The sequence below is a fragment of the Gilliamella sp. B3783 genome (genome assembly GCF_026536125.1).
In the GTDB taxonomy this organism is placed as follows: Bacteria; Pseudomonadota; Gammaproteobacteria; order Enterobacterales; family Orbaceae; genus Gilliamella.
Map to the genome: position 1 here is coordinate 1 of NZ_JAFNOU010000013.1, position 24,882 is coordinate 24,882.

Here is a 24,882-nt window from a genome sequence, read left to right on the forward strand (position 1 = left end):
CGAACTCAGAAGTGAAACGCCGTAGTGCCGATGGTAGTGTGGGTATTACCCATGTGAGAGTAGGGTGCCGCCAGACTTTTAAATTTTAGCTTTATAGACACACCAAATACGGTGGAGCGGTAGTTCAGTTGGTTAGAATACCTGCCTGTCACGCAGGGGGTCGCGGGTTCGAGCCCCGTCCGTTCCGCCACCTTATTTAGGGGCGTAGTTCAATTGGTAGAGCACCGGTCTCCAAAACCGGGTGTTGGGAGTTCGAGACTCTCCGCCCCTGCCAAAATAATTGTTTTGCCTTAATTTTAGCCGTTCAGTCGTTTTTACAAGTATAAATAAAAAAATTTTGTTTACAGATTAACTTAGTTAATTATAATTCCCGCCCAACTACTTTTACAACTTAGAGGATATAAGATGGCTGAAAGTTTTATAAGTCAACAACGTTTTTTTGATAATAAAAATTATCCTAGAGGATTTTCTCGCCACGGAGATTTTACAATTAAAGAGGCTCAAATTTTAGAAAAGCATGGCTGTGCTTTTAAAGATCTAGATACAGAAATCAGAAAGCCTGTTACAGCTGAAGAAAAATCATTTGTTGCTGTCTGTAAAGGAAAAAAAGAACCTTCCACTGAATTTGAAAAAGCTTGGTTAAAATATCTATCCCGTATTAATAAGCCAAAACGTTTTCACACATTATCAGGTGGCAAACCACAAGTAGATGTCACTGATGATTTTGTTGATACTGATGATTAATATCATTAGCCAATGTTTTTATGTAATTGAATTAATAACCTGTCCATAGAACGATAACTCAGTGCTTCTGAAATGTGTTTTCGTTTTATGGTATCAGACAAATCTAAATCAGCAATTGTACGTGATACTTTCAAAATTCTATGCCACGCTCTTGCTGATAGTCCTAATTTTATTAAAGCTTGTTCTAAAAACTCATTATCTTCTTCCGATAACTGGCAATAGCATTGAATTTCGTTAGGGTTTAGTTGATTATTTAATTTATGACTTCTTTTTAATTGCCTGTTTCTGGTTTCTAACACTCTTTTTTTGACAATTTCGGTTGTTTCCGTTGTTGTTACTTTCTTACTTAAGGTTCCTTTAGGTAAAAGCGGTACTTCTATAGAAATATCAAATCTATCTAAAAAAGGTCCTGAAAGTCGATTCAGATAACGAATAATTTGTTGTGGTGTTGTACGATTATGCGTTCCCTGATAATGACCGGTAGGACTTGGATTCATCGCAGCAATAAGTTGAAACCTTGCTGGAAATTTGATTTTAGCATTAGCTCTAGAAATAATAATTTCTCCTGATTCAATTGGTTCTCTTAACGCATCTAGAACTTTTCGATTAAATTCAGGTAATTCATCTAGAAATAGCACGCCGTTATGTGCTAAAGACACTTCACCTGGTTTAGGAATTGAACCACCACCAACTAAAGCCGCTGTTGAAGCACTATGATGAGGTGCTCTGAAAGGCCTTTGACGCCAGTTTTTAATTGTTCCATTTGCACTAACTAAACTGGTTATGGCTGCACTTTCTAAGGCTTCTTCATCTGAGAGTGGCGGTAATAGTGATGTAAGCCTTGTTGCTAGCATTGTTTTACCTGTTCCTGGCGGTCCTATAAACAAGAGATTGTGCCCACCAGCTGCTGCTATTTCTAGTGCTCTTTTAGCATGCTCTTGTCCAATAATATCCTCTAAATTCCTATCGGTGTTATAATTACTCTCATATTCCCGATATTCTACTGAAGATAAACTAGTTTGATTTGATAAATGTTGGCAGACTTCTATCAAATTATTTGTAATTAAGGTGTTGCTTTGATGTATCAACGAGATTTCAGATTGATTCTCTGCGGATATAATTAGTGTGCGTTTTTTCTTTTGTGATGAAATGGCCGCTGGAATCGCGCCTTTTACTGCTCGAATATCGCCAGTTAAAGCAAGTTCACCTAAAAACTCATAATGTAGCAATTTATCGGTTGGAATTTGTGCGGTAGCTGCAAGAATTGCGATAGCAATAGGTAAATCAAAGCGACTGCCTTCTTTTGGAAGATCCGCAGGGGACAGGTTAACTGTGATCTTTTTGGAAGGAAAAGTAAAACCACTATTAATAATTGCACTTCTAACGCGATCTTTTGCTTCTTTAACCGTTGCTTCAGGAAGACCAACTAAGACAAATCCAGGTAATCCATTACTGATATGAATTTCGACATTAATTTGAGGTGCTTGTATGCCTATTGATGCTCGAGTATAAATAATTGCAAGTGACATAGTATTTACTTTAATTAAATAATTAATTTGTGTTATTACCTTAATTACTATGCGTAATATTTAAATTAACCAATTTAATTAATTCGTTTTTAGTCACAAAAAATGTTTAATTTTTTCAAATTTTACTCGTTTTTTCACCTAAAAATAATTTTGAAATAAGCAATGATATAAAAAATAAACAAGTATTACTTAATACAACTGATGGTCCTGTTGGTGTGTCATAAATTAATGAGAATAATAACCCACAAATGATCGATAACATTCCAATGATAATGGCAATTAGTGCCATTGATTCCGGTGTTTTAGAATAGTATTTTGCTGTTGCAGCAGGAATTATCAGTAAAGATGTAATAATTAGCGCCCCAACAAACTTCATTGCAATACCGATTGTTAAAGCTAGTAATAACGTTAAAAGCAGTTTTGTAAATTGAATGTTAATACCATGACTAAATGCCAATTCTTCACTAACGGTGATAAAGAGAAAATCATTCCAACGCCATAATAATAAAATGCCTATTAATGCAACACAAATTATAATTTGATAGACGTCAATAAACGTCACTGATAAAAGATCGCCAAATAAGTATCCCATTAAATCGATACGGATATTATCCATTAAACTAATTACGACTAAGCCTAGAGAAAGTGCGCTGTGGGCTAATATTCCTAGCAATGTATCTATTGGTAATTGTTTTTGTGCTTCTAACCAAAGTAAACCTAAAGCTAGAATAAGCGTAATGAAAATAACAGAATAGAATAAATTAATATGCAGTAAAAAGCCAAAAGCGATACCAAGTAAAGCTGCATGGGATAAAGTATCACCAAAATATGACATTCTGCGCCAAACAACAAAAGTACCCAATGGTCCAGTTACTGTTGTCAGACACAAACCAGCTAACAATGAAGGTAATAATAACTCAATCATAGTTTTATGTCCTAATTAGAGCATGTAACGCAATTATTATGATGATCATCATCTTGCTTACAAAGATCATGTTGATGGTTGTGATGATGCTTGTAAACGGCAATTTGTGATGCGCCATGTTGACCAAAAAGAGAAATAAATTCAGGATCGTTAGAAACAATAGCAGGCGTTCCTGAACAACAAACATGGTGATTTAAACAAATCACTTCATCTGTCTTTGCCATAACAATATGCAAATCATGGGAAACCATTAATACACCACAATTAAACTCATTTTTGGCATTAATAATGAGATCATATAATAGCACTTGTCCGTTAACATCTACGCCTTGCGTAGGTTCATCCAGAATTAATAATTGTGGACGTTTAGCTAAGGCTTGCGCAAGTAAAACGCGTTGTAATTCGCCACCTGATAGCTGGTGCATTGATTTATCGATTAAATATTCTGCTTTAACCATTGTTAAGACTTTTAGGATATCCTCATTATTAAGTCGTTTATTTAGCCGCATAAACCGTTTTACAGTAATGGGTAAAGTTGGATTTAATTTAATGGATTGAGGAACATACCCAATTGTTAAATTGTCGGAACGATTGATTCTTCCTGAAGAATAAGGGGTTAATCCAAGGATAACTTTGACTAATGTTGATTTACCTGCGCCATTTGGTCCTAGTAAGGTGACGATTTGATTCGTACTGATAGTAAATGAAACATTATCTAATATCTTTTGTTGGTTAAGTTCAACCGAAACCCTATCAAGTGAAATTAGCTGTGTCATATTAGTGTAAATCCTTGCTCACTGACATGTTATGTTATATTATAACAATTAATGCATCTATAATATCATATTTTATGAATATAAGGTAATAATGTGAAAAAATATATATCACTAAATTTTAAACAGTTATGGCGGATTTTGATACTACTAAGTTTGGTATTTATCACACAAAGTATTGCTATTCGTGCCAATGCCAATGTCTTAACTTCAGTCAAACCTATTGGTTTTATAACTCAAGCTATAACTTATGGTGTTACCGAGACAGATATTTTATTACCCGATGGCGCTTCTCCCCATACTTATTCTTTAAAACCTTCTGATTTAGTTAAAATCAAACAAGCACAATTAATAGTTTGGGTCGGTGAGGATTTAGAAGCTTTTATGCCGACCGTTTTAAAAGGAATAGATAAAGACAAACAGATAGAATTAATGGCGATACCAGACATCAAAAAACTACTTAGAACGGGTACTCAAAATCATGAACATGGCAAGTTGGATTTCGATGATGAACATGACCATCATGGTTCATATGATGAGCATATATGGCTTTCTCCACAGATAGCGAAAATCATTGCAAAGACTGTGCACGATAAGCTTATCGACTTATATCCTGATAAAAGAGATTTAATTGATGAAAATCTAAACGAATTCACTATTAAACTAGCAGAAACGGAACAAAACATTGCAAAAAAACTGATTAACGTACAAAATAGCGGGTATTTTGTGTTTCATGATGCTTACGGGTATTTTGAGTCACAGTTCGGATTAAAAAACCTAGGAAGTTTTACCATAAATCCAGCAGTACAGCCCGGTGTTCAAACGGTTTATGCGATTAAACAAGAGTTGAAAGAACATCAAGCAGTATGTGTATTTAGAGAGCCACAGTTTAGCCCTGCAGTTATTCAAAAATTAGTGAATGGAACTGATGTTCGAATTGGGGAATTGAATCCCTTAGGTACAGATATCGCTTTATCAAAAAATGCCTATTCACAATTTTTATTGAGATTAACACAGCAACTGTTGGATTGTTTAGATAAGAATTAGTTTAGATAATAAATAGTTAAGGTTAATTTTGGCACGAAAGATTGAATCCCCTAGTATTGAAAAAAATAAATTTAAAACTCCCTATTTTTCAGTATTAGGCGTCCTTCTTATTGTTATTTTATTTACCATATTATGGCGACCACTTAATTTGGATCGTACGGAATATGTTCCTTTAACTCCTCAAGCAGAAACGACTGTCACCGATGACGTAAATTCTCCTGTTGTTGTAGGTGATGGTCGAATAGAAGTGGTCGGTGGAAAATCTAAAAATGAAGAGGTTACTGAATCATCAGATGTTCCCGAAGATGAGATTGTTAAAGATGAATTAGATGACATTATTGATGATAAAGACAACACCGTGCAATATACTATTGCGCGCGGCGATACTTTGCATGATATTTTGCAACGCTATAATGTTAATAAAAATGATGTTTATCAATTAACCACTAAATTCAAACAACTAGCAAATTTAAGAATAGGTCAACAAGTTAGTTGGACAACTGATGATGATCATAATCTACAAAGTTTTACTTGGACCATTTCTAGTAATAATATCCGTATATATGAAAAATCAGGCGATAAATTTATTGAGAGTTCTGAAACGGCAGAAGCCGTTCCAGAAAATGTGGTTATTAAAGGTGAAATTAAAGCTAATTTTGTCGCCGATGCGCGTAAAAGTGGTTTAACCAGTAGTGAAATAGGCATTATAACCCGAGCGTTACAATGGCGGTTAGATTTTAGACGATTGCAAGTCGGTGATAAATTTTCGGTAGTATTATCGAGAGAAATGCATGGTAAACGTTTATCTAATAGTCAACTATTAGGCGTTAGAATTAAAAATGGTAGTAAAGATTATTATGCCGTATTAGCTGATGATGGTAAGTATTATGATATAACTGGTGGCAGTTTATCACAAAGCTTTTTTCGGTATCCTTTAGCTAAGCAAGCGCGGGTATCGTCCAATTTTAATCCTCGTCGTTTACATCCTGTTACAGGTATTGTTACGCCTCATAATGGTGTTGATTTTGCTGTCTCTCGCGGTACGCCTGTTTTATCTGTTGGTAATGGTGAGGTCGTGATTGCCAAATATAGTGGTTCAGCAGGTAATTATGTGGCTATCCGCCATGGTCGGCAATATATGACCACTTATATGCATTTAGACAAGATTTTAGTCAAACCAGGTCAACAAGTAAAACAAGGTGAAAAAATAGCATTATCTGGTAATACTGGTCGTTCAACAGGTCCACATTTACATTTTGAATTACATATTAATAACAAACCCGTTAATCCGTTAACTGCAAGTTTACCAATTTCGGAAGGATTGACTGGTAAATCTAAAAAAGCATTCATAGAAAAAGTTAAAGATATTAAATCCCAACTTGTTTTTTAAAGCTTGTGATTTTTTAACTACTAAACTGAATACTTACTTCAAACTCTTTACACAAACAATGCCATAATATCGGCTAAAAAATATGTTATTATATGACGAGTTTCATAAAATCTAAATTTTAGGTGCAGTTTGAATACATCAACTCAAAAACGAGCCAATAAAAAAGCTAAAAAAAATAAGATGACACTAAAGCGAAGACTTTGGTCGTTATTGTTTAAACTTTTTCTTATTTTTGCTGCAGTGACCGTTCTTTACGGTATCTATCTTGATCAACAAATAAAAGAGAGAATTGATGGTAACGTATGGGAATTACCAGCGGCAGTTTATGGTCAGATCATTGATCTTGAACCTGATAGTGAATATAGTTTAAGTGATGTCGTTAGTATGTTAGTGGGCGCGCAGTATCGTCAGCAAGATACTAAAGCCACCCGCCCAGGTGAATTTATTGTTAGTAATGATTCTATTGAAATTTACCGTCGACCTTTTACTTTTCCAGATGGTGAAGAACAAGCATTTCGTGTCAAAATAACGTTTTATGAAAACCGCGTTGATCGTATTATTAATTTAGATACAGGGCGTGATTTTGGCTTACTACGCATTGATCCAAAATTAATTACCATGATGCACTCTCCAAATGGAGAACAGCGATTGTTTGTTCCATTAAAAGAATTTCCTGATTCTTTGCTGCAAACATTAATCGCCACAGAAGATAAACGTTTTTATGATCATCACGGTGTTAGCTTGTATTCGATTGGACGAGCAATTTTTGTTAACCTCACTACAGGACGTACTGAAGGCGGAAGTACTTTAACCCAGCAGACGGTTAAAAATCTTTTTTTGACTAATGAACGCAGTTTATCTCGAAAAATACGAGAAGCGTATATGGCACTAATTTTAGATGCTCGCTACAGTAAAGAACGCATATTAGAACTCTATTTAAATGAGGTCTATTTTGGGCAAGCTGGCAGTGAAGAGATTCATGGTTTTCCGTTAGCAAGTCTTTACTATTTTGGTCGCCCCGTTAATGAATTAACTTTAGATCAACAAGCTGTTTTAGTGGGTATGGTAAAAGGCGCATCACTGTATAATCCATGGACACAGCCACAGCAAGTGATTGAACGTCGAAATGTTGTTTTAAAACTGACTGAACAACAAGGAATTATAGATGATGAGCTTTATAATTTATTAAGTCAGCGTCCACTTTCAGTTTTACCTAAGGGCGGGGTTATTTCTCCTCAACCTGCATTTATGCAAGTCGTTCGTAGCGAATTACGAAAACAATTAGGTGATAAAGCTGATCACCTATCAGGCATGAAGATTTTTACCACCTTTGATCCTGTTGCTCAAGCTGCTGCGGAGCAAGCTGTTACTAACGAAATAGATGCTTTGCGTAAATCAACGAATAAAGATTTACAAACAGCGATGGTCGTTGTGAGTCGAGAAACCGGCGAAATTCGTTCCATTATTGGTAGTGCAGAGCCTCGTTACCCAGGTTATAATCGCGCTTGGTTAACAAGGCGAGCAATTGGTTCTTTAGCTAAACCATCAACTTATTTGACAGCACTAGGTCAACCTGATCGCTATCAACTAAATAGTTGGCTCAATGACACACCAATATCAATTAAACTTGATAATGGCACGTATTGGGAACCTAAAAATTATGATCGTAAATTCCGTGATAGAGTGATGTTAGTTGATGCATTAGCGCTCTCACTTAATGTGCCCACTGTTAATTTAGGGATGGCCTTGGGATTAGATGCAAGTAAAAATACATTAGAAGCCTTAGGTATACCGTCAGATCGTATTCCTAATCTACCATCACGATTACTTGGTGCTTTGGAGTTAACTCCCTTAGAAACAGCGCAGATGTTTCAAACTATTGCTAACAATGGACAACGTTCTCCGCTTACCATTTTAAGATACGTATTAACTGATAAAGGTGAATTGGTCTATCAAAGTTACCCCCAACAGTTACAAGCGGTTTCTCAACAATCAGCGTTTCTTACAACTTATGCTATGCAACAAGTTGTTGAATCCGGTACTGCGCGATCGCTAAAAACAAAATATAGTGGATTTAAGTTAGCTGCAAAAACAGGGACAAGTAATGATTCGCGTGATAGCTGGTTTACTGGTATTGATGGTAAAAATGTTGCTGTCATTTGGATTGGACTTGATGATCATTCCCCGATGAAATTAACCGGGGCAACGGGTGCATTGAAGATTTATAGTGAGTATTTACAAAATAATCCTCCGAAAAAATTGGTATTACCTATGCCACAAAATATTTTTATGATACCTATTGATAGTAATGGCAAATGGCAATGTGACGGCAGTGGTAGTAGAACATTACCTGCTTGGACTATCAACCCTCAGAGTTTGTGTTCGGGTAATAATCAATCCATGCAAGGACAGCAAGCACCCACTTGGGTCACTGATATGTTAAATAATTGAGTAACTAAATATGCCTGAATTACCTGAAGTTGAAACAACCAAAAGAGGGATTCTGCCTTATCTTAAAGGACAAACCATTAAGCAAATTATTGTTCGGCAATCTAAATTGCGTTGGCCTATCAGTGAAGCTATTTTCAACGCTCATGGCCAAGAAATTTTAGATGTAAAACGACGGGCAAAGTATTTGTTGCTCCAGTTACCTAATAATTGGATTATTATTCATTTAGGTATGTCTGGTAGTTTAAGGGTATTATTAAATCCTCAACAAGCCGCTAAACATGATCACGTAGACTTAATTCTTGAAAATGGTGTGATATTACGTTATACCGATCCAAGGCGTTTTGGTTCTTGGCTTTGGGCAAAAAACCTTGACCACGTTACTCAGTTACAGCATCTAGGGCCTGAACCATTAAGTGATGAATTGACTGCCAAATATTTATTCTCAAAAGCTCAAAATCGTCATGTGCCAATTAAAACGTTCATTATGGATAACCCTATAGTAGTGGGGGTTGGTAACATTTATGCATCAGAATCACTGTTTATGGCAAAAATAAACCCTAATCGTAAAGTAAATACTTTATCTTTATTCGAATTTGAACAGTTAGTGATAGCTATTAAACATGTTTTGGCTAAATCGATTGAACAAGGTGGTACAACCCTTAAAGATTTTCTTCAATCAGATGGTAAACCTGGCTATTTTGCTCAAAAACTGCAAGTGTATGGTCGAGATGGCGAAAAATGTTATCTTTGCCAAACCGAAATAAAATCACAAAAAATAGGGCAACGTAATACATTTTATTGTGAGATATGCCAAAAATAATAATTTTATAAAAATAAATCATAATGTTATGTTTTTGTTGTTTGTATGTAACAACTGATATATTTGTACTGGATAATCAAATAATTTTGTCTAAATATTGTATATTATTCCTCTTTCAACCTTAATAAAATCGGATTAGTATATACAACTAATCACTTAGTCATAATTGTTAATCTTAAATGTATTGATAATAGCGAGTAGGTAAAAAGTTAATATTTTGAAAATCTTTTTATTTTGAAGAGTATGGACTTGTTACGCGATATCGGCTATCTTTCTGACTGTAAAAGTTTTAATCTTTTATAAAGTTTAATATATAGTACTAAATGATTGTAATATATTAAAAAATCACGGATTTTTCTTGCGCGTTATTTCTTGTTTGCATTTATTTTTAACGCAATTTATTTTGTTTTTATTAAGGAATCTAAGATGATCAAATTTGCTTCTCGCTTTTTGATAACTTTTTTTGTGTTATTTTATACAATGATTGCGAATGCAGAAGTTCGCATTATTATTACCGATGGTGTTAGTACTGCTAAACCAATAGCTGTGGTGCCTTTTAAATGGACGGGTTCGGGCGAGCCTCCACAATTTATAGAAGACATCGTTGCTTCAGATTTACGTAATAGTGGTAAATTTAATCCTATTGATGTGAGCAGCATGCCACAAAGACCAACATCACCTTCAGAAGTTAACCCTGCATTATGGAGTAAACTAGGTGTTTCTGCTGTCGTTGTGGGTACTATTCAACCTGATGCCTCTGGAAAATATCTTATCAGTTACCAATTAATCGATACCGTAACTCGCCCGGGTGCGGTATTAGCTCAAAATCAATACGCTATCGAAAAACGTTGGTTACGTTATGCTGCACATACAGCTAGTGATGAAATTTTCGAATCACTAACTGGTATCAAAGGTGCATTTAGAACGCGTATCGCTTATGTTGTAAAAACAACTAAAGGACCGTTTACTCACGAATTGCGAGTATCTGATTATGATGGCTTTGATCAAATGACAGTACATCGTTCTAAGGAACCATTAATGTCACCAGCTTGGTCACCAGATGGAAAAAAATTAGCGTATGTAACTTTTGAGGGTGGTCATTCATCATTAGTAATCAGAACGCTAGATAGTGGAGCTTCTGAAACTGTTGCTTCTTTCCCTAAACATAATGGTGCGCCTGCATTTTCTCCTGATGGTAGTAAATTAGCGTTCGCCTTATCTAAAGATGGGAGTTTGAATTTGTATGTTATGAATTTGGGCTCTAAAAAAATCACACAAATTACATCAGGTCGCAGTAATGATACTGAACCATCATGGATGCCAGATAGCCAAACTATTGTTTATACATCAGATCAGGCAGGTAGACCTCAACTTTATAGTATCAATATTAATGGTGGAACATCACAACGCTTAACATGGGATAATACCCAAAATCAAAATGCGCGCGTTGCACCAGATGGTTCTTTCATTGCAATGATTTCAACTAACAATGGTGAACAACATATTACTCGTTATGATATGTCAACAAGTACTTATCAACGTTTAACCGATACATTCTTAGATGAAACACCAAGTATTGCACCAAATGGTACTATGATCATCTATAGTTCAACACAAGGATTAGGTACAATTTTGAATTTAGTTTCAACTGATGGTAACTTCAAAGCTAAATTACCAGCGACTGACGGACAGGTGAAATTCCCTGCTTGGTCACCTTATTTATAAGAAGAGATTAAAATTTAATCGATATTATGAATATTAAAATTGTACAAAATGTTAGGTCGTTATAATATATAGCGCTAATCTGACTAATTAGTAATAATTGTTACTGAGTAGTCAGATAAATAAAATATAAATAATAATTTATTCAAACACAAAGGAGTTAATACAATGCAATTTTCTAAATTTCTTAAAGTAGCTGCGGTTGCTTTACCATTAATCGCACTTACTGCATGTTCATCAAGCAAAAGCAGCAATGCTGGCGGTAGTGCAAACGGTTCTTTGTCAAAAGAAGCTTTAGAACAACTTCACAGATTACAACAAACTAATACTGTATATTTTGATTTTGATAAATATAATGTTAAATCTGAATATACTACATTATTAAATGCACATGCAGAATTTATGCGTGCAAATTCTTCTGTAAACGTAGTTGTTGAAGGTCATGCCGATGAACGTGGTACACCAGAATACAATATCGCTTTAGGTGAACGTCGTGCTGACGCAGTTAAATCATACCTACAAGGTAATGGTGTTTCTGGCTCACAAGTACAAGTAGTATCATATGGTAAAGAAAAACCAGCTGTATTAGGTCATGACGAAGCAGCTTATGCTAAAAACCGTCGTGCTGTAGTAACTTACCCTGGTTATTAATAGCTTGTGATAACGGCTGATAATTCAGCCGTTTTATTTTAAAGTTCACGCCGAGTATATAATATGTATAAAAAAACACTCATATTGTTCTTATTTCTTTTGTTTACCGGTTATGGTTGTGCCGCTGGTAGTTCTGAGCTCGATAGAACAGTTCAAGCTCAAGGTCAATTATTAATACAAAATCAGCAACAAATTAGTGATTTACAATCAGATTTGGATACACTTCGTGGCCAATTGGAAGAAACTAAATACCAACTCAACCAAACTATAGAACGTCAAAAGATGATTCTTCAACAAATGGTTGGTGGTTCAGGATTCTCATCAAATACTAATTCTTCACAAGATAATTCGTCTTCACCTGCACCTGCTCCATCTACTGATTCTCAATCAGCTACGCCATCTTCAGACTTATCAAGTTGGACAACATCAGGTAACGATAAAGCAGATTATAACTTTATCATGCAATATGTCTCTGAGGGTAAACAAAACAGTGATTCTATCGCTGCCTTTCAAAAGTTCATTGAAGCTTACCCAAAGTCAAGTTACCTAGCTAATGCAAATTATTGGCTAGGTCAACTTTACTATAAAGAAGGGAAAAAAGATAAAGCATCGTTTTATTATGCGACAGTCGTAAAAGATTTTTCAGCTTCTCCTAAAGCAGCAGACAGCCTTTATAAGGTTGGTATAATCTTATTGGACAAAGGCGATAAAAAAACTGCTAAAACCGTTTTTCAACAAGTTGTCAGTAAATATCCTAAAGATAAAAATACCGTTGATCTTGCTAATAAAAAATTAGCATCACTTTAGTAAAATGTATAAATAACCAGCTATTGGATGCAAAAAGCAAGAAAAGGGTTGCACTGCTTGATAATAGTAAGTAATATAGCAACCCGAAATTGCTTGTAACTTTAATTCTTAAGGACATTGCAATTGTTATCTAAAATGGGTTGTTAGCTCAGTCGGTAGAGCAGCGGACTTTTAATCCGTTTGTCGAGCGTTCGAATCGCTCACGACCCACCATCTTTCTCTTCATATTTCAAATATCAAAACAGACCAATTTAAAAGATATTAAACTCAAGTGAGTTAGTTCGATATTAATCAGTTTAGAATAGATTTCAACTTTACTTAGTATTAGACTTGAATAGCTAAAGCAAACATTTTTATTTAATGAAATTATCCTGCAAGCTAAAAAATTACTAAAAATAGTATTTTTTGAGTAATCACCGAACTAAACCACATGACCTATTTTTCTATGATCTTAATTCATCTTTATAACGATAAAAAAACTATTAATAAAGATAAATACTTATTTGATGTCACTAAAAATTGAGGTTACTTTGGTATTTGTTATCTAGCTCATGCAAATTGGTTTACAGAATTAGAAATTAATAATAAAGATTGATAAATAATAATGATAATAATCAATCTAAATGCTCTGGATTTACAGTGTAAAATGAGAGTGGTAGATTTATTTATCGCAATTTTTATAAGCCTTGTTTGCTTTAACTAATTTGTTATATAAAGAATATTGGCGGTGAAGTCGTATGTCTGGTAAGCCGTGCACCTTTTTTATGACGGTAAGTTATAAATCTAGAGTGCCGTAGCTTGCTAAATGTATGATAGATTTCAATTCAAATTAAAGTTGAAAGCAGAAAGCTGTAACTCATTGATACAATGTATAATTTAAATAGAGGGAATAATTTCCCTCTTTCATTAGATGATCAAACTTTATTTGCTAATTCGATGATTTTCATTGTTACTTCAAATGATTTAAGGAACGATGATAATGGTAAAAATTCAAAGCAAGAGTGAAAGTTATGAGCACCTGTAAAATAATTAGGTGTGGTTAATCCTCTTGCTGATAGTGCCGAACCATCAGTACCACCACGCATAGCAATAGTATTAGGCTCAATATTCAATTGTTCAAATGATTGATAAATTAAATCGATACAGCGACGATCATCACCTAAATAGTTGGCAATATTACTGTAAGTATCTGTAATTTTACATTCAATTTTAGCTCTTGGATATTTACGACTAATAAAGTCTACTACGTCTTGAATATATGCTTTACGAGCTTGATATTTTGCTAAATCAAAGTCACGAATACTCATTTTTAGTGTCGTAGTACTTTGGTTACCAACGATATCATTAAACCAAAAATAGCCTTCTTTACCTTCTGTGTGTTCAGGCGTTTCGAAACTATCAAAACAATTAATAATATCATTTGCAACGCGTATAGGATTGATTAATACATTTTTAGCTGACATTGGGTGGGCAGATACCCCTGTAATATCAATGATTGCTGAACCAGCATTAAATGTTTCGTACACCACTTCACCCAACTCACAACAATCAATAGTATAAGCAAAGTCAGGTTTGAAACGGTTCAAATCAAGTTTTTTAGCGCCATTTAAACCGACTTCTTCATCAGGTACAAAAGCTACATAGATATCACCATGAGTACAATTTTGCTTTTGTAACTGATCTAACATCGTCATAACTATTGCAATTGCGGCTTTGTTATCTGCACCTAGAACACTTGTGCCATCAGTGACAATCAACTCTTGATTAAGGTATTTATTTAATTCAGGGTGTTCATTAACTTTAAACCAGATGTCTTTATCTTTATTTAATAAAATATCCTCACCATTAAAGGTAACGCGTTGAGGGTGAATTTTATCTGATAAGGCTACATCCACCGTATCTAAATGAGCAACATAACCAATGTTAGGGGCATGTGGATTATTGCCCGGTAATTTAGCCGTAACAATACTGTGCTCATCAAGATGTACATCTTGCAAATTCAGTTCAATCAATTCTTGCTTAAGTAATTTAGCTAATTCGGTTTGTCCAGGAGTAGAAGGTACTTGCGCAGATCCAACTACACTTTGACTTGGAACACTAACATAACGCAAAAAACGTTCAACTAATTGTTCAGTAATATTCATAATAAAATGACCTCTTATTGGTACTAATTATTTACGGGTGGATAAACGTAACCACTATCAAACCCAATTGGTAGACCTAAGAACCAAAAGAGTAACAAGTTTACAGTTAATGCAATAAGCAGCGCGGCAGTATAAGGAATCATCATAGAACTTAATGTGCCTACGCCTGTGTTTTTGCAGTATTGCTGGCAATAGGCAATAATTAGCGGGTAAAACGCAAACATAGGTGTGCTTACGTTCACTGCCGAACTGATACGGTAAGCGGCTTGCGTTAATTCAGGCGAAATACCCACAGACATTAACATAGGCACAAAAATTGGTGCCAAAATAGCCCATTTAGATGAAGCAGAGGTAATTAACACATTTAACATACTGGTTAAAATGATCACACCAAATATTGTTACAACCGAAGGTAAATGTAACGCTTTCAAAAACTCAGCGCCACCAATTGCAATCAATGTGCCTATTTGAGAATTGGAAAACACATATAAAAATTGCGCACAAAAGAAAGCAAAAACAATAAAAGGAATAAGTGATTTAGTGATATTTTCCATCGATTTAACAATATCGCGAGAAGACTTAAATGCCCCAGTAATAAAGCCGTGAATCAAGCCCGGAATTGCAAAAAACACAAATAATAATGGCACAATAATTTGCATAATTGGTGCTTTATTACTTGTTAAGCTGCCATCAGGTGCACGTAATAAAGAGTCTTGTGGTAATAATAAAAGTACCAAACCAGCAGCGATGACTAAAAATACGATTGATGCAACTTTAAATGCTCGATTTTCAATAGGGGTGATTGCTGGTGAATCAGCAAGGTTATCTAACTGTAAATCAGTATTTATAGGCATATTGGCCTTTAAGCGGGGCTCAACGATTTTATCGGTAACAAACCAACAAGCTAGTAGAACAAAAAAAGTACCGCCAAAACTTAAAAAATAGTTACAAAGCACATTAACTTGATAAGATGGATCGATGATCTGTGCAGCACTTTGGGTAAAGCCTTGCATGATAGGATCGATAATTGAGGGTGTATAACTAGAGCTAAAACCACCGGCTAATCCCGCAAAAGCGGCAGCAATGCCCGCAAGAGGATGACGACCAGTGGCATAAAACATCATGGCTGATACCGGCATTAAAATAACATAAGCTGAGTCTGACGCAATATGACAAACCATGCTAACAAAAATGACTGATGGAGTGACCAATTTTTTAGGTGTAACTGCCAATAACTTTTTGAGTAACACATGAATATAGCCGCTACTTTCAGCAATACCAATACCTAATGTGGCAACGATAGTAATACCAAGAGGTGGAAAACTAACAAAATTTGGGACCATTTTAGTAAAAAAAGTTACTAAATGATCGGGTGCTAGCATATTAGCGACAACTAGTTTTTCTTTGGTAACAGGGTTGATGTAATCGAAACTGACAAAAGAAAGTAATAAAGAGGCAATAAAGCAGATAACTAAAGCATAAAAGAAAAGTGTTGTTACATCGGGGATTTTGTTGCCTATTCGTTCAATAGTATTTAAAAAGCCGCCCGTTTTTATAGGTGACGGATTTGTTGTTTGATTCATAAAAAAATTAGTGTAAATGTTGTTCGGGGCGTCAATTTATCACATATTTATAGTGCAGGCAAATAAGCAAAAACGTATGGTTTTTATACTTAAACATTATGTTAACCTTAATCACTTTTACATAAGTATGATGTTACTTCGACTTTTTTATAAATTAACTTCGTCATTGTTTGCAAAAATAGCATTTTCTTCAAAACTAAGTTTATTGAAAAAAGCATGGTGCTTTAAACGAATAGTTTGTAGACTATGTTTCATTGTCAGTGTTAAGTTATATACTTTGTATATAAATCGAATATGAATCTTTTAAAATCTTTAGCTGCCGTAAGCTCTATGACAATGGTATCGCGTGTATTAGGATTTGTACGTGATGCTATTATTGCCCGTTATTTTGGGGCAGGAATGGCAACCGATGCGTTTTTTGTTGCTTTCAAATTGCCTAATTTACTTCGACGTATTTTTGCTGAAGGTGCCTTTTCACAAGCTTTTGTACCAATTTTAGCTGAATATAAAAACCAACAAGGTGTTGACGCTACTCGTACATTTGTTGCTTATGTTGCAGGATTACTAACATTAGTATTAGCTATAGTGACATTAATCGGCATAGTAACTGCACCTTTTGTCATTATGTTAACCGCACCTGGTTTTATGCAAGAATCTACCGAAAAATTTGAACTGGCCACCAGCTTATTACAAATTACTTTCCCTTATATCTTTTTTATTTCGCTTGCGTCACTTGTTGGTGCAATACTTAATACTTGGAATCGCTTTTCTGTCCCCGCTTTTGTGCCAACTTTACTCAATGTTAGCATGATCATATTTACGCTTTTTTTAACGCCTTATTTTAATCCACCGGTGTTAGCATTAGCTGTATCGGTAGTCGTTGGTGGCATCTTACAATTACTTTATCAACTTCCTGCTTTAAAAAAAATTGGCATGCTAGTTTTACCGCGTATTAATTTTAAAGATAGCGGTGTTTGGCGTGTATTAAAACAAATGGGGCCGGCAATTTTAGGGGTCTCTGTTGGACAAATTTCGTTAATTATTAATACTATTTTCGCCTCATTTTTAATTTCTGGTTCGGTTTCTTGGATGTATTATGCTGACCGCTTAATGGAATTTCCAGCAGGTGTACTTGGCGTTGCTCTTGGTACAATTTTGTTACCTTCATTAGCTAAAAGCTTTTCGAAAGGTCATCATCAGCAATATTCAGAATTGTTGGATTGGGGATTAAGATTATGTTTTTTATTGGCATTGCCAAGTACTGTGGCGCTTGGGGTTATTTCACGACCGTTGATTTCAACACTCTTTGAATATGGACAATTTACTTTAAATGATACGTTAATGACACAACGTGCATTAGTTGCTTATTCCATTGGTTTACTTGGTCTAATTTTAATTAAAGTGTTAGCCCCCGCATTCTATTCCAGACAAGATATTAAAACGCCAGTTAAAATAGCCATTATTACGCTTATCTTAACGCAGTTGATGAATTTAGTGTTTATTGGTCCACTACAACATGCTGGTTTATCGTTATCAATTGGTGTAGCGGCATGTTTTAATGCAGGATTACTGTTCTGGCAGTTACGTAAAAAACAACTATATCAACCACAACCAGGATGGTATAAATTTTTAACTAAAGTTATTATCGCAGTCATTTTTATGTCTATAGTATTATGGCTTGGCGCACAACTATTACCAGATTGGTCAACGGGTTCAATGCTACTGCGTTTGGCACGGTTATTTTTACTGGTTATTGTTGGCGTTTTTGTCTATTTTGCATCACTTATTGCAATGGGTTTTAAATTAAAGCATTTTATTAAACGTATTGACTGATTAATAAAAGATAATTTACTAAATTATATTAGTCGTTGAACATAAACTATTATCGGCGAAGTTAGCTTTAAATATTGCGTGAACATTAGCTAAATGCCGTTATACTTTCATCATCATTATTTAGAATTTAGCCTATGATGTTGTGATTTGGGCTAAATTCTTAATCGTATTTATGCCAATTTTACTTTTGATTGTTATTTATACAGTAGGTTGACAAAGTAAATTAAGCTGGGAATTAAATTGGCTTTATCTGGATAGATTTTACGGATTTAGACGTAGTAAATAACCACAACAAATCAGGTATACACAGCATTAAATATCGATTTTATTTGTTTGCTAAATAGTTATTTGAGCAATATGAATAATCAATTTTAAAAAATTTGGACGTCAGTGTGGCAAAACAGAAGTTATAAATCACTAAACGTCCAACCTAAAAACTAATTAAAAATTTTTTTAGTTATAATCGTAATAACTATAATTTTAAATTACCTTGCTTATAAGAAGGAACGATAAGGTAATTCTGGTTCATCAGTAAAGATATCCCTAAATCCACGATAGTGTTGATAATGCATTTTATTTTTATCGGTCGGGTAAGTATATTTACCACCAACTTGCCAAAAGAATGGTGTAAATTGATATTCAAGTCGATCTTTTTTCATTTGCCAAAGCACTTCAATTTCTCGCGGATCACTTTGGAAGTTTGACCAAATATCATGATGAAAAGGAATCACAACTTTGGTGTTAAGCGATTCTGCTGCACGTAAAATATCAGCAGATGTCATCTTATCAGTAACACCACGAGGATTTTCACCATACGAGAGTAAGGCAACATCAATTTTATGATCATTACCATGTTTAGCATAATAGTTAGAGTAGTGTGAATCACCAGAGTGATAAAGTGAGCCCCCTGATGTTTCAAATAGGTAGTTAACTGCGCGATCGTTCATACCATCTAAAATGGCTTTATCTGTTGATGAAACACCCTTAGGAAGAGTAACAAGTGAAGTTCTATCAAAAGAATCTAGTATTTTAATGGTGATATCACCTACAGTGATTGTGTCACCCACTTTAGCCACAATACAACGATCTTCTGGCACGCCCCAGCTTTTCCATAACTCAACACAAGCTTTAGGCCCAATAAATTTAACTTTAGGTGAGCAATTTTGAATCACGGCTGCTGCAACATTAACATCAATATGATCAGCATGATCATGCGTTGCCATAACTGCATCGATTTCTTTAATTGCAAAAGGATCCAACACAAATGGGCTGGTTCTTAAGTTAGGTTGTAATTCACGTACTCCCCCCATTCGCATCATTTGATGTTGCTTATTCATCAATGGATTAGCATGGGTTTTTTTACCCGTACCGCACCAAAAATCGATACAAATATTGGTATTACCTGCTGATTTTAACCAAATTCCTGTACAGGCAAGCCACCACATGGTAAAGGTATTGGGCTTAACTTCGGTCGCTTCGATCTCTTCATTGAGCCAAGTTCCCCATTCAGGGAAGGTATTTAAAATCCAAGAGTCACGGGTAATTTCGTTTACTTTACTCATACTATGTTCCTTATTTAATAGTTAGACTAATATCACTTCAACTCCTTGCTTCTTAATGCATTCAATCACTTCCTTATTCGCTTGTGTGCCTGTAATTAAAATATCAATCTTGTTTACTGGGCAAAAAAGCATGCCAGAGTTTGCTTTGGTATCGATTTTTGAACTATCAACGACAACCACTAATTTTTCGGCTTTTTCTAATATTTGTTGCTCGGCTACTGCACTTAAAATTTCATTTTTGTAAAGACCGGTGGGTGTTAATGTTTTACCGCTAGTAAACATCCATTTAGCTGCATAAGAATCGGTAATGCTTGCGATTGGATTAAGAATAATGTTTTGGGTTTTGTTATATAAACCGCCCATAATAATGACGTTTTCATGATCATGTTCTATTAAGTAACAAGCGAGTGGAAAGTAATTCGTGATGATAGAGACATTTTTTCCACATAATTCCCGACCTAATAAAAATGCGGTTGAACCACAATTAATCACGACATTTTCATCGTTACCACATAATTTGGCTGCTCGAATAGCAATTCGCGCTTTTTCGTGATAATGATCAGTATTGTTGTTGGCTATTGGTGCCCAGATAGGCTTTTGCTCCTCTAAACGCATAATACCATTACGTACTTTTTTAACTCGACCTTCCTGATCTAACTTGGTGATATCTCGTCTAGCTGTTGCTGGTGATATACCGAAGTGATCAATTAATTCTGTCACTTTCACTTCACCTTTTTCATTAACTAAAGCGACGATTTCGTTATGTCGCGTTATTTCATTCATTTATGTTCCTTAATGATTTGATCAAATTTGATTACTTTGATAATAATTATCATTGCAAAACTTGTCAATTATCTTCATTGATTTATTTGTTTAAATCTAAATTTAATATTGATAAGTATAGATATAGATTTAATTTATTGTCATTATTTTTCATTGTAATGTGAAGTTGATCACAGATATTGCTGTTGGTTATTGGGAAAAGTGATCTCAATCAAAATAATCATAAATAATCATTGTGTGATTCATTATGATTATGGAATATAGCAAGCGTTAATTAAATAAATTTGATTAACAACGTACCGTATTAATTAAGCTCAAAGATTCACTTAATAGTGAACAACCATATAAAGGGCATTAGGATAAAGTTTATCTATAAATTGTAAGCGTAGTATCAACTTTCAATTTAAAAAATGCCCATAATCAATGAGAGGGGCATATGGAAGTAATCTATAACGTATTTTATATTTTTTATAGTCAAGTCATGACCAAAGCGCCTTTATTACTAGGGTTAGTAACGATGCTGGGGTACTGCCTATTAGGTAAAGACGTTACCACAATTTTAAAAGGAACCATCAAAACAATTGTCGGCTTTATGTTATTGCAAGTCGGTTCGGGTGTATTGGTTTCAACATTTAAACCCGTTATTGCCAAGTTAGCGGAATATCATGGCATTAAAGGATCGATTATTGATACTTATGCTTCGATGGTTGCTGTTGAAAATGGTATGGGAGAACATTACTCTTGGGTCGGATATGCGGTATTACTGGCACTGGCTATCAATATCCTTTTGGTTATTTTTCGACGTATTACCGGTATTCGAACCATTATGTTAACCGGTCATATTATGTTCCAACAAGTAGGACTTATTACCTTATTTTATTTTCTGTTTGGTTACGGTATGTGGGAAACCATCATCTACTCCGCAATTATTACCGCTTTATATTGGGGAATATTTTCCAACATGATGTTTAAGCCAACCGAAGCAGTAACAGGTGGGGCAGGGTTTTCTATTGGTCATCAGCAACAGTTAGGCTCTTGGATTGCCGTTAAATTAGCCCCTAAGCTTGGGGATAAAAATGATTCTGTTGATAATTTAAAATTACCAAAATGGTTACATATTTTTCACGATAGTATCGCGGCTACAGCTATTGTGATGACCTTCTTTTTTGGCATTATTTTACTGTCATTTGGTTTAGATAACTTACAAACTATGGCCGGTTCAACGCATTGGACAATCTATATTTTAGAAACAGGGCTTAAATTCGCGGTAGCAATCCAAGTTATTGTTGGTGGCGTAAGAATGTTTGTTGCTGAATTGTCTGAAGCGTTTAAAGGAATATCTGAAAAACTTATTCCTAATGCAGTATTAGCGATCGATTGTGCGGCAATTTATGCTTTTTCACCTAATGCAATGGTGTTTGGTTTTATTTGGGGTGCATTAGGGCAATTTTTAGCAATTGCTTTATTACTGGTATTTAAATCGCCGATTATGATTATTCCAGGTTTTATTCCGATGTTCTTTTCTAATGCCACTATTGGGGTGTTTGCAAACCACTTTGGCGGTTGGAAAGCGGTAATGAAGATTTGTTTTGCCATGGGCATGGTTGAAGTATTTGGTTCAGCTTGGGTTATTCATATTTTTGCACAAAATGGCACACCAATCGATTCTTGGATGGGCATGGCTGACTGGGCAATTTTATTCCCACCTATTTTACAAGGTCTATCAATTTCTCACTTATTTATCTATCTCATTATTGCTTTGGCTTTAGTGTATATGTTCTTTGCCGGTAAACAATTACGACGCGATGAAGCCAATCAAAAAATACAAGCCGACACGAATGATACCCAGCAAGATTTTAATGAACAAGTCGTTGAAAAAATGGATGAGGTAGCAATTAGCGAAGGACGTCCAATACGTATTCTTGCGGTATGTGGTAGTGGTCAAGGTTCATCGATGATGATGAAAATGAAAATTGCCAATTATCTTGATAAAAAAGGCATTGCTAATGTTATGGATTCGTGTGCGGTGACTGATTACAAATCACGATTACCGAATGTTGACATTATTGTGGCTTCTAAACACTTAATTAATGAAATTGAGGTTAATGAAGGTCAGCACGCTTTGGGGGTACAAAATATGTTAAATCCGCAAACATTTGGTGATGAACTTATTGAACTGATTAACAAAGTGCTTGCTAAATAATTTATTGAATAAAAAGGGAGTACAACATGGCTTTGAAAGAATCATTGATAGAAAACAACTCTATTTTACTTAACGCAAATGCCGCAACCTGGCAAGAAGCTGTTAAATTAGGTACTGATATGTTGGTCGCATCTAAAGCAATTCAACCCTCTTATTATGATGCGATTATTCGCTGTGTGAACACTATGGGACCTTACATCATTATTGCCCCTAATTTTGCTATGCCTCATGCCAGGCCTGAAGATGGGGTTAACCGAACTGCTTTTGCATTAGTCACACTAAATAAACCAGTCTATTTTCAAGGGGAAGAAGAACCTGTCGATGTATTAGTGACCTTAGCAGGCAGTACTTCTGATGAACATATGCAAGGCTTAATGGAGGTCACCCAAATTTTAGAAGATGAAAATAGCCCTACCGGCATCGATCTAGATAAGTTACGAGCATGTAACAATAAAGAAGATGTTTATGCTGTGATTGATAAAGCTTTATTGGGGGGTTAATTCTATGTATCAAGCTTTAAAAGAGAGAGTATTACAGGCCAATTTAGCATTACCCAAATATCATTTGGTGACCTTTACTTGGGGTAATGTTTCAGAAATTGATCGAGCAAAAGGTGTCATTGCTATTAAACCTTCTGGGGTTGAATATCACAATATGACAGTTGAGGATATTGTGGTGGTGTCATTAACCGGTGAAACAGTGGAAGGTAAGTTAAATCCTTCTAGTGATACTGCAACACATATTGAGCTTTACAAAGCGTTTGAACATATTGGTGGTATTGTCCATACCCATTCTCGTTATGCCACCGTCTGGGCTCAAGCTGAGTTAGATGTGCCAGCGTTAGGGACCACTCATGCTGATTACTTTTATGGTGATGTTCCGTGTACCCGTCGACTTACTGATAGCGAAATTACCTCTGATTACGAAAAAAATACCGGTCTGGTTATTATTGAAGAGTTTAAACGTCGAGGACTCGATCCAATGGCAATGCCTGGTGCTGTGATTTCAGGTCATGCTCCATTTTGTTGGGGTAAAAATGCTTTTGATGCTGTACATAATGCGGTTGTCCTTGAAGAAGTCGCCATGATGGCTATTGCCACTCGTCAACTCAATAAAACAATTAAAATTCAACAAGCGTTGTCAGATAAACACTATTTCCGTAAGCATGGTGCAAATGCTTATTATGGGCAAAAATAGTTCTTATAAGAGGAAAATAAAATGACAAAACCAAAACTACAAATCGCATTAGATCAAACTGAATTGCAACCCGCTTTAGCTGTCGCCAATAATGTTGCTGGATTTGTTGATATCATTGAAGTGGGTACTATCCTGGCTTTTGGTGCTGGAATTAACGGGGTAAAAACTTTACGAGAGAAGCATCCAAATCATATCTTAGTGTGTGATTTAAAAACCACTGATGGCGGTGCAATTTTAGCTAAGATGGCGTTTTCAGCAGGCGCCGATTGGCTGACAGTATCGGCAGCAGCGCATATTGCCACCATTGAGGCGTGTAAAAAAGTGGCTGATGAATTTGGGGGTGAAATTCAAATTGAACTATATGGTCATTGGACTTTCGATGATGCTAAAGCATGGCGTAAATTAGGTATTAAACAAGCTATCTATCATCGTTCTCGTGATGCCGAATTAGCTGGAGTTGGTTGGGGTGAAGAAGATTTGATTAAAATGCGTCAACTTTCTGATTTAGGTTTAGAACTTTCCATCACTGGCGGCATTGTTCCTGAAGATATTCATCTGTTTGCTGGAATAAAAACTAAAGCTTTTATTGCTGGTCGTGCGTTAGCCAATGAAAATGGACAGCAAACAGCCCAAGCGTTGAGGGAGCAAATTGCTAAATATTGGTAATTTTACATTGCAGTCGAGTAATCGACTGTTTTTGTTTTTCCTCATGTTATTG

20 protein-coding genes and 3 tRNA genes are annotated in these 24,882 nt (G+C 35.3%); 16 read left to right on the plus strand and 7 right to left on the minus strand.

Features of this window, described 5'->3' with window-relative positions; all coding sequences use genetic code 11:
- Nucleotides 1-113 precede the first annotated feature (113 nt).
- The 3 genes from J3U59_RS11500 to J3U59_RS11510 all read left to right on the plus strand — a co-directional run bounded on the left by J3U59_RS11500 (nucleotide 114) and on the right by J3U59_RS11510 (nucleotide 744).
- A tRNA-Asp gene (locus J3U59_RS11500) sits at nucleotides 114-190 on the plus strand.
- An 8-nt stretch (nucleotides 191-198) separates the two neighbouring features.
- A tRNA-Trp gene (locus tag J3U59_RS11505) sits at nucleotides 199-274 on the plus strand.
- Nucleotides 275-405: 131 nt separating this feature from the next.
- Nucleotides 406-744, plus strand: coding sequence for a DUF413 domain-containing protein (locus J3U59_RS11510; protein WP_267334512.1), 339 nt, complete (start codon nucleotides 406-408; stop codon nucleotides 742-744).
- A gap of 5 nt (nucleotides 745-749) precedes the next feature.
- Here the strand turns inward: J3U59_RS11510 and J3U59_RS11515 are convergent, their stop codons facing one another.
- From J3U59_RS11515 to znuC, 3 genes are all read right to left on the minus strand, one after another.
- The gene (locus J3U59_RS11515) at nucleotides 750-2,273 is read right to left on the minus strand and encodes a YifB family Mg chelatase-like AAA ATPase (protein ID WP_267334510.1); all 1,524 of its coding nucleotides are present in this window, start codon (nucleotides 2,271-2,273) and stop codon (nucleotides 750-752) included.
- 115 nt (nucleotides 2,274-2,388) lie between these two features.
- Nucleotides 2,389-3,198, minus strand: a complete 810-nt coding sequence (gene znuB, locus J3U59_RS11520) for a zinc ABC transporter permease subunit ZnuB (protein ID WP_267334508.1) — start codon at nucleotides 3,196-3,198, stop codon at nucleotides 2,389-2,391.
- Between the two features lie 11 nt (nucleotides 3,199-3,209).
- Nucleotides 3,210-3,974, minus strand: coding sequence for a zinc ABC transporter ATP-binding protein ZnuC (gene znuC, locus J3U59_RS11525; protein WP_267334506.1), 765 nt, complete (start codon nucleotides 3,972-3,974; stop codon nucleotides 3,210-3,212).
- A gap of 93 nt (nucleotides 3,975-4,067) precedes the next feature.
- Between znuC and znuA the strand changes: the two genes are divergently transcribed.
- The 8 genes from znuA (at nucleotide 4,068) to J3U59_RS11565 (ending at nucleotide 13,072) form a co-directional block, all read left to right on the plus strand.
- A complete protein-coding gene (znuA, locus tag J3U59_RS11530; protein ID WP_267334504.1) occupies nucleotides 4,068-5,018 on the plus strand; it encodes a zinc ABC transporter substrate-binding protein ZnuA in 951 nt (316 codons plus the stop codon).
- 28 nt (nucleotides 5,019-5,046) lie between these two features.
- On the plus strand, nucleotides 5,047-6,408 hold the full coding sequence (gene mepM, locus J3U59_RS11535; RefSeq protein WP_267334502.1) for a murein DD-endopeptidase MepM: 1,362 nt from the start codon (nucleotides 5,047-5,049) through the stop codon (nucleotides 6,406-6,408).
- A gap of 129 nt (nucleotides 6,409-6,537) precedes the next feature.
- The gene (gene mrcB, locus J3U59_RS11540) at nucleotides 6,538-8,859 is read left to right on the plus strand and encodes a bifunctional glycosyl transferase/transpeptidase (protein WP_267334500.1); all 2,322 of its coding nucleotides are present in this window, start codon (nucleotides 6,538-6,540) and stop codon (nucleotides 8,857-8,859) included.
- 10 nt (nucleotides 8,860-8,869) lie between these two features.
- Nucleotides 8,870-9,679: a bifunctional DNA-formamidopyrimidine glycosylase/DNA-(apurinic or apyrimidinic site) lyase gene (gene mutM, locus J3U59_RS11545; RefSeq protein ID WP_267334498.1), complete on the plus strand. Its 810-nt coding sequence runs from the start codon at nucleotides 8,870-8,872 to the stop codon at nucleotides 9,677-9,679.
- A 429-nt stretch (nucleotides 9,680-10,108) separates the two neighbouring features.
- On the plus strand, nucleotides 10,109-11,404 hold the full coding sequence (gene tolB, locus J3U59_RS11550; protein ID WP_416379616.1) for a Tol-Pal system beta propeller repeat protein TolB: 1,296 nt from the start codon (nucleotides 10,109-10,111) through the stop codon (nucleotides 11,402-11,404).
- 165 nt (nucleotides 11,405-11,569) lie between these two features.
- Entirely contained in the window at nucleotides 11,570-12,052 is a 483-nt protein-coding gene (pal, locus tag J3U59_RS11555) for a peptidoglycan-associated lipoprotein Pal (protein WP_065634268.1), read from the plus strand.
- A 63-nt stretch (nucleotides 12,053-12,115) separates the two neighbouring features.
- Nucleotides 12,116-12,859, plus strand: a complete 744-nt coding sequence (gene ybgF / locus J3U59_RS11560) for a tol-pal system protein YbgF (RefSeq protein WP_267334493.1) — start codon at nucleotides 12,116-12,118, stop codon at nucleotides 12,857-12,859.
- A 137-nt stretch (nucleotides 12,860-12,996) separates the two neighbouring features.
- Nucleotides 12,997-13,072, plus strand: a tRNA-Lys gene (locus tag J3U59_RS11565).
- A gap of 701 nt (nucleotides 13,073-13,773) precedes the next feature.
- On the opposite strand, the gene pepT is transcribed toward J3U59_RS11565, so the two are convergent.
- Nucleotides 13,774-15,003, minus strand: coding sequence for a peptidase T (gene pepT, locus J3U59_RS11570; RefSeq protein WP_267334492.1), 1,230 nt, complete (start codon nucleotides 15,001-15,003; stop codon nucleotides 13,774-13,776).
- 23 nt (nucleotides 15,004-15,026) lie between these two features.
- Nucleotides 15,027-16,586 carry an AbgT family transporter gene (locus J3U59_RS11575; RefSeq protein ID WP_267334490.1) on the minus strand — a complete coding sequence of 520 codons (1,560 nt, stop codon included), beginning with the start codon at nucleotides 16,584-16,586 and terminating at the stop codon, nucleotides 15,027-15,029.
- Between the two features lie 294 nt (nucleotides 16,587-16,880).
- Here J3U59_RS11575 and murJ point away from each other — a divergent pair, with 294 nt between their 5' ends.
- Entirely contained in the window at nucleotides 16,881-18,419 is a 1,539-nt protein-coding gene (gene murJ / locus J3U59_RS11580; RefSeq protein WP_267334488.1) for a murein biosynthesis integral membrane protein MurJ, read from the plus strand.
- A gap of 494 nt (nucleotides 18,420-18,913) precedes the next feature.
- On the opposite strand, the gene ulaG is transcribed toward murJ, so the two are convergent.
- Both ulaG and ulaR read right to left on the minus strand, forming a co-directional pair.
- Complete coding sequence (gene ulaG, locus J3U59_RS11585; protein WP_065634263.1) at nucleotides 18,914-19,981, minus strand: L-ascorbate 6-phosphate lactonase; 1,068 nt, start codon at nucleotides 19,979-19,981, stop codon at nucleotides 18,914-18,916.
- 21 nt (nucleotides 19,982-20,002) lie between these two features.
- Nucleotides 20,003-20,764 carry an HTH-type transcriptional regulator UlaR gene (gene ulaR / locus J3U59_RS11590; RefSeq protein WP_267334485.1) on the minus strand — a complete coding sequence of 254 codons (762 nt, stop codon included), beginning with the start codon at nucleotides 20,762-20,764 and terminating at the stop codon, nucleotides 20,003-20,005.
- Between the two features lie 481 nt (nucleotides 20,765-21,245).
- On the opposite strand from ulaR, the gene J3U59_RS11595 reads away from it, so the two are divergent.
- Genes J3U59_RS11595 through J3U59_RS11610 form a run of 4 tightly spaced genes read left to right on the plus strand, consistent with a single transcriptional unit; the run spans nucleotide 21,246 to nucleotide 24,830 of the window.
- Entirely contained in the window at nucleotides 21,246-22,967 is a 1,722-nt protein-coding gene (locus tag J3U59_RS11595) for a PTS ascorbate-specific subunit IIBC (protein WP_416379627.1), read from the plus strand.
- Nucleotides 22,968-22,993: 26 nt separating this feature from the next.
- Nucleotides 22,994-23,467 (plus strand): PTS sugar transporter subunit IIA, encoded by a 474-nt coding sequence (locus tag J3U59_RS11600; RefSeq protein ID WP_267334481.1) that lies wholly within the window; start codon nucleotides 22,994-22,996, stop codon nucleotides 23,465-23,467.
- Between the two features lie 4 nt (nucleotides 23,468-23,471).
- Nucleotides 23,472-24,164: an L-ribulose-5-phosphate 4-epimerase gene (locus J3U59_RS11605; protein ID WP_267334479.1), complete on the plus strand. Its 693-nt coding sequence runs from the start codon at nucleotides 23,472-23,474 to the stop codon at nucleotides 24,162-24,164.
- Nucleotides 24,165-24,185: 21 nt separating this feature from the next.
- Nucleotides 24,186-24,830: a 3-keto-L-gulonate-6-phosphate decarboxylase UlaD gene (locus J3U59_RS11610; protein WP_267334477.1), complete on the plus strand. Its 645-nt coding sequence runs from the start codon at nucleotides 24,186-24,188 to the stop codon at nucleotides 24,828-24,830.
- Nucleotides 24,831-24,882: the final 52 nt, after the last annotated feature.

Bases quoted from the DNA above. Each gene is read 5' to 3' on its own strand.
- J3U59_RS11510 (WP_267334512.1), top strand. From the start codon at position 406: ATGGCTGAAAGTTTTATAAGTCAACAACGTTTTTTTGATAATAAAAAT.
- J3U59_RS11515 (WP_267334510.1), bottom strand. From the start codon at position 2,273: ATGTCACTTGCAATTATTTATACTCGAGCATCAATAGGCATACAAGCA.
- znuB (WP_267334508.1), bottom strand. From the start codon at position 3,198: ATGATTGAGTTATTATTACCTTCATTGTTAGCTGGTTTGTGTCTGACA.
- znuC (WP_267334506.1), bottom strand. From the start codon at position 3,974: ATGACACAGCTAATTTCACTTGATAGGGTTTCGGTTGAACTTAACCAA.
- mutM (WP_267334498.1), top strand. From the start codon at position 8,870: ATGCCTGAATTACCTGAAGTTGAAACAACCAAAAGAGGGATTCTGCCT.
- pal (WP_065634268.1), top strand. From the start codon at position 11,570: ATGCAATTTTCTAAATTTCTTAAAGTAGCTGCGGTTGCTTTACCATTA.
- ybgF (WP_267334493.1), top strand. From the start codon at position 12,116: ATGTATAAAAAAACACTCATATTGTTCTTATTTCTTTTGTTTACCGGT.
- pepT (WP_267334492.1), bottom strand. From the start codon at position 15,003: ATGAATATTACTGAACAATTAGTTGAACGTTTTTTGCGTTATGTTAGT.
- J3U59_RS11575 (WP_267334490.1), bottom strand. From the start codon at position 16,586: ATGAATCAAACAACAAATCCGTCACCTATAAAAACGGGCGGCTTTTTA.
- murJ (WP_267334488.1), top strand. From the start codon at position 16,881: ATGAATCTTTTAAAATCTTTAGCTGCCGTAAGCTCTATGACAATGGTA.
- ulaG (WP_065634263.1), bottom strand. From the start codon at position 19,981: ATGAGTAAAGTAAACGAAATTACCCGTGACTCTTGGATTTTAAATACC.
- ulaR (WP_267334485.1), bottom strand. From the start codon at position 20,764: ATGAATGAAATAACGCGACATAACGAAATCGTCGCTTTAGTTAATGAA.
- J3U59_RS11595 (WP_416379627.1), top strand. From the start codon at position 21,246: ATGACCAAAGCGCCTTTATTACTAGGGTTAGTAACGATGCTGGGGTAC.
- J3U59_RS11600 (WP_267334481.1), top strand. From the start codon at position 22,994: ATGGCTTTGAAAGAATCATTGATAGAAAACAACTCTATTTTACTTAAC.
- J3U59_RS11605 (WP_267334479.1), top strand. From the start codon at position 23,472: ATGTATCAAGCTTTAAAAGAGAGAGTATTACAGGCCAATTTAGCATTA.
- J3U59_RS11610 (WP_267334477.1), top strand. From the start codon at position 24,186: ATGACAAAACCAAAACTACAAATCGCATTAGATCAAACTGAATTGCAA.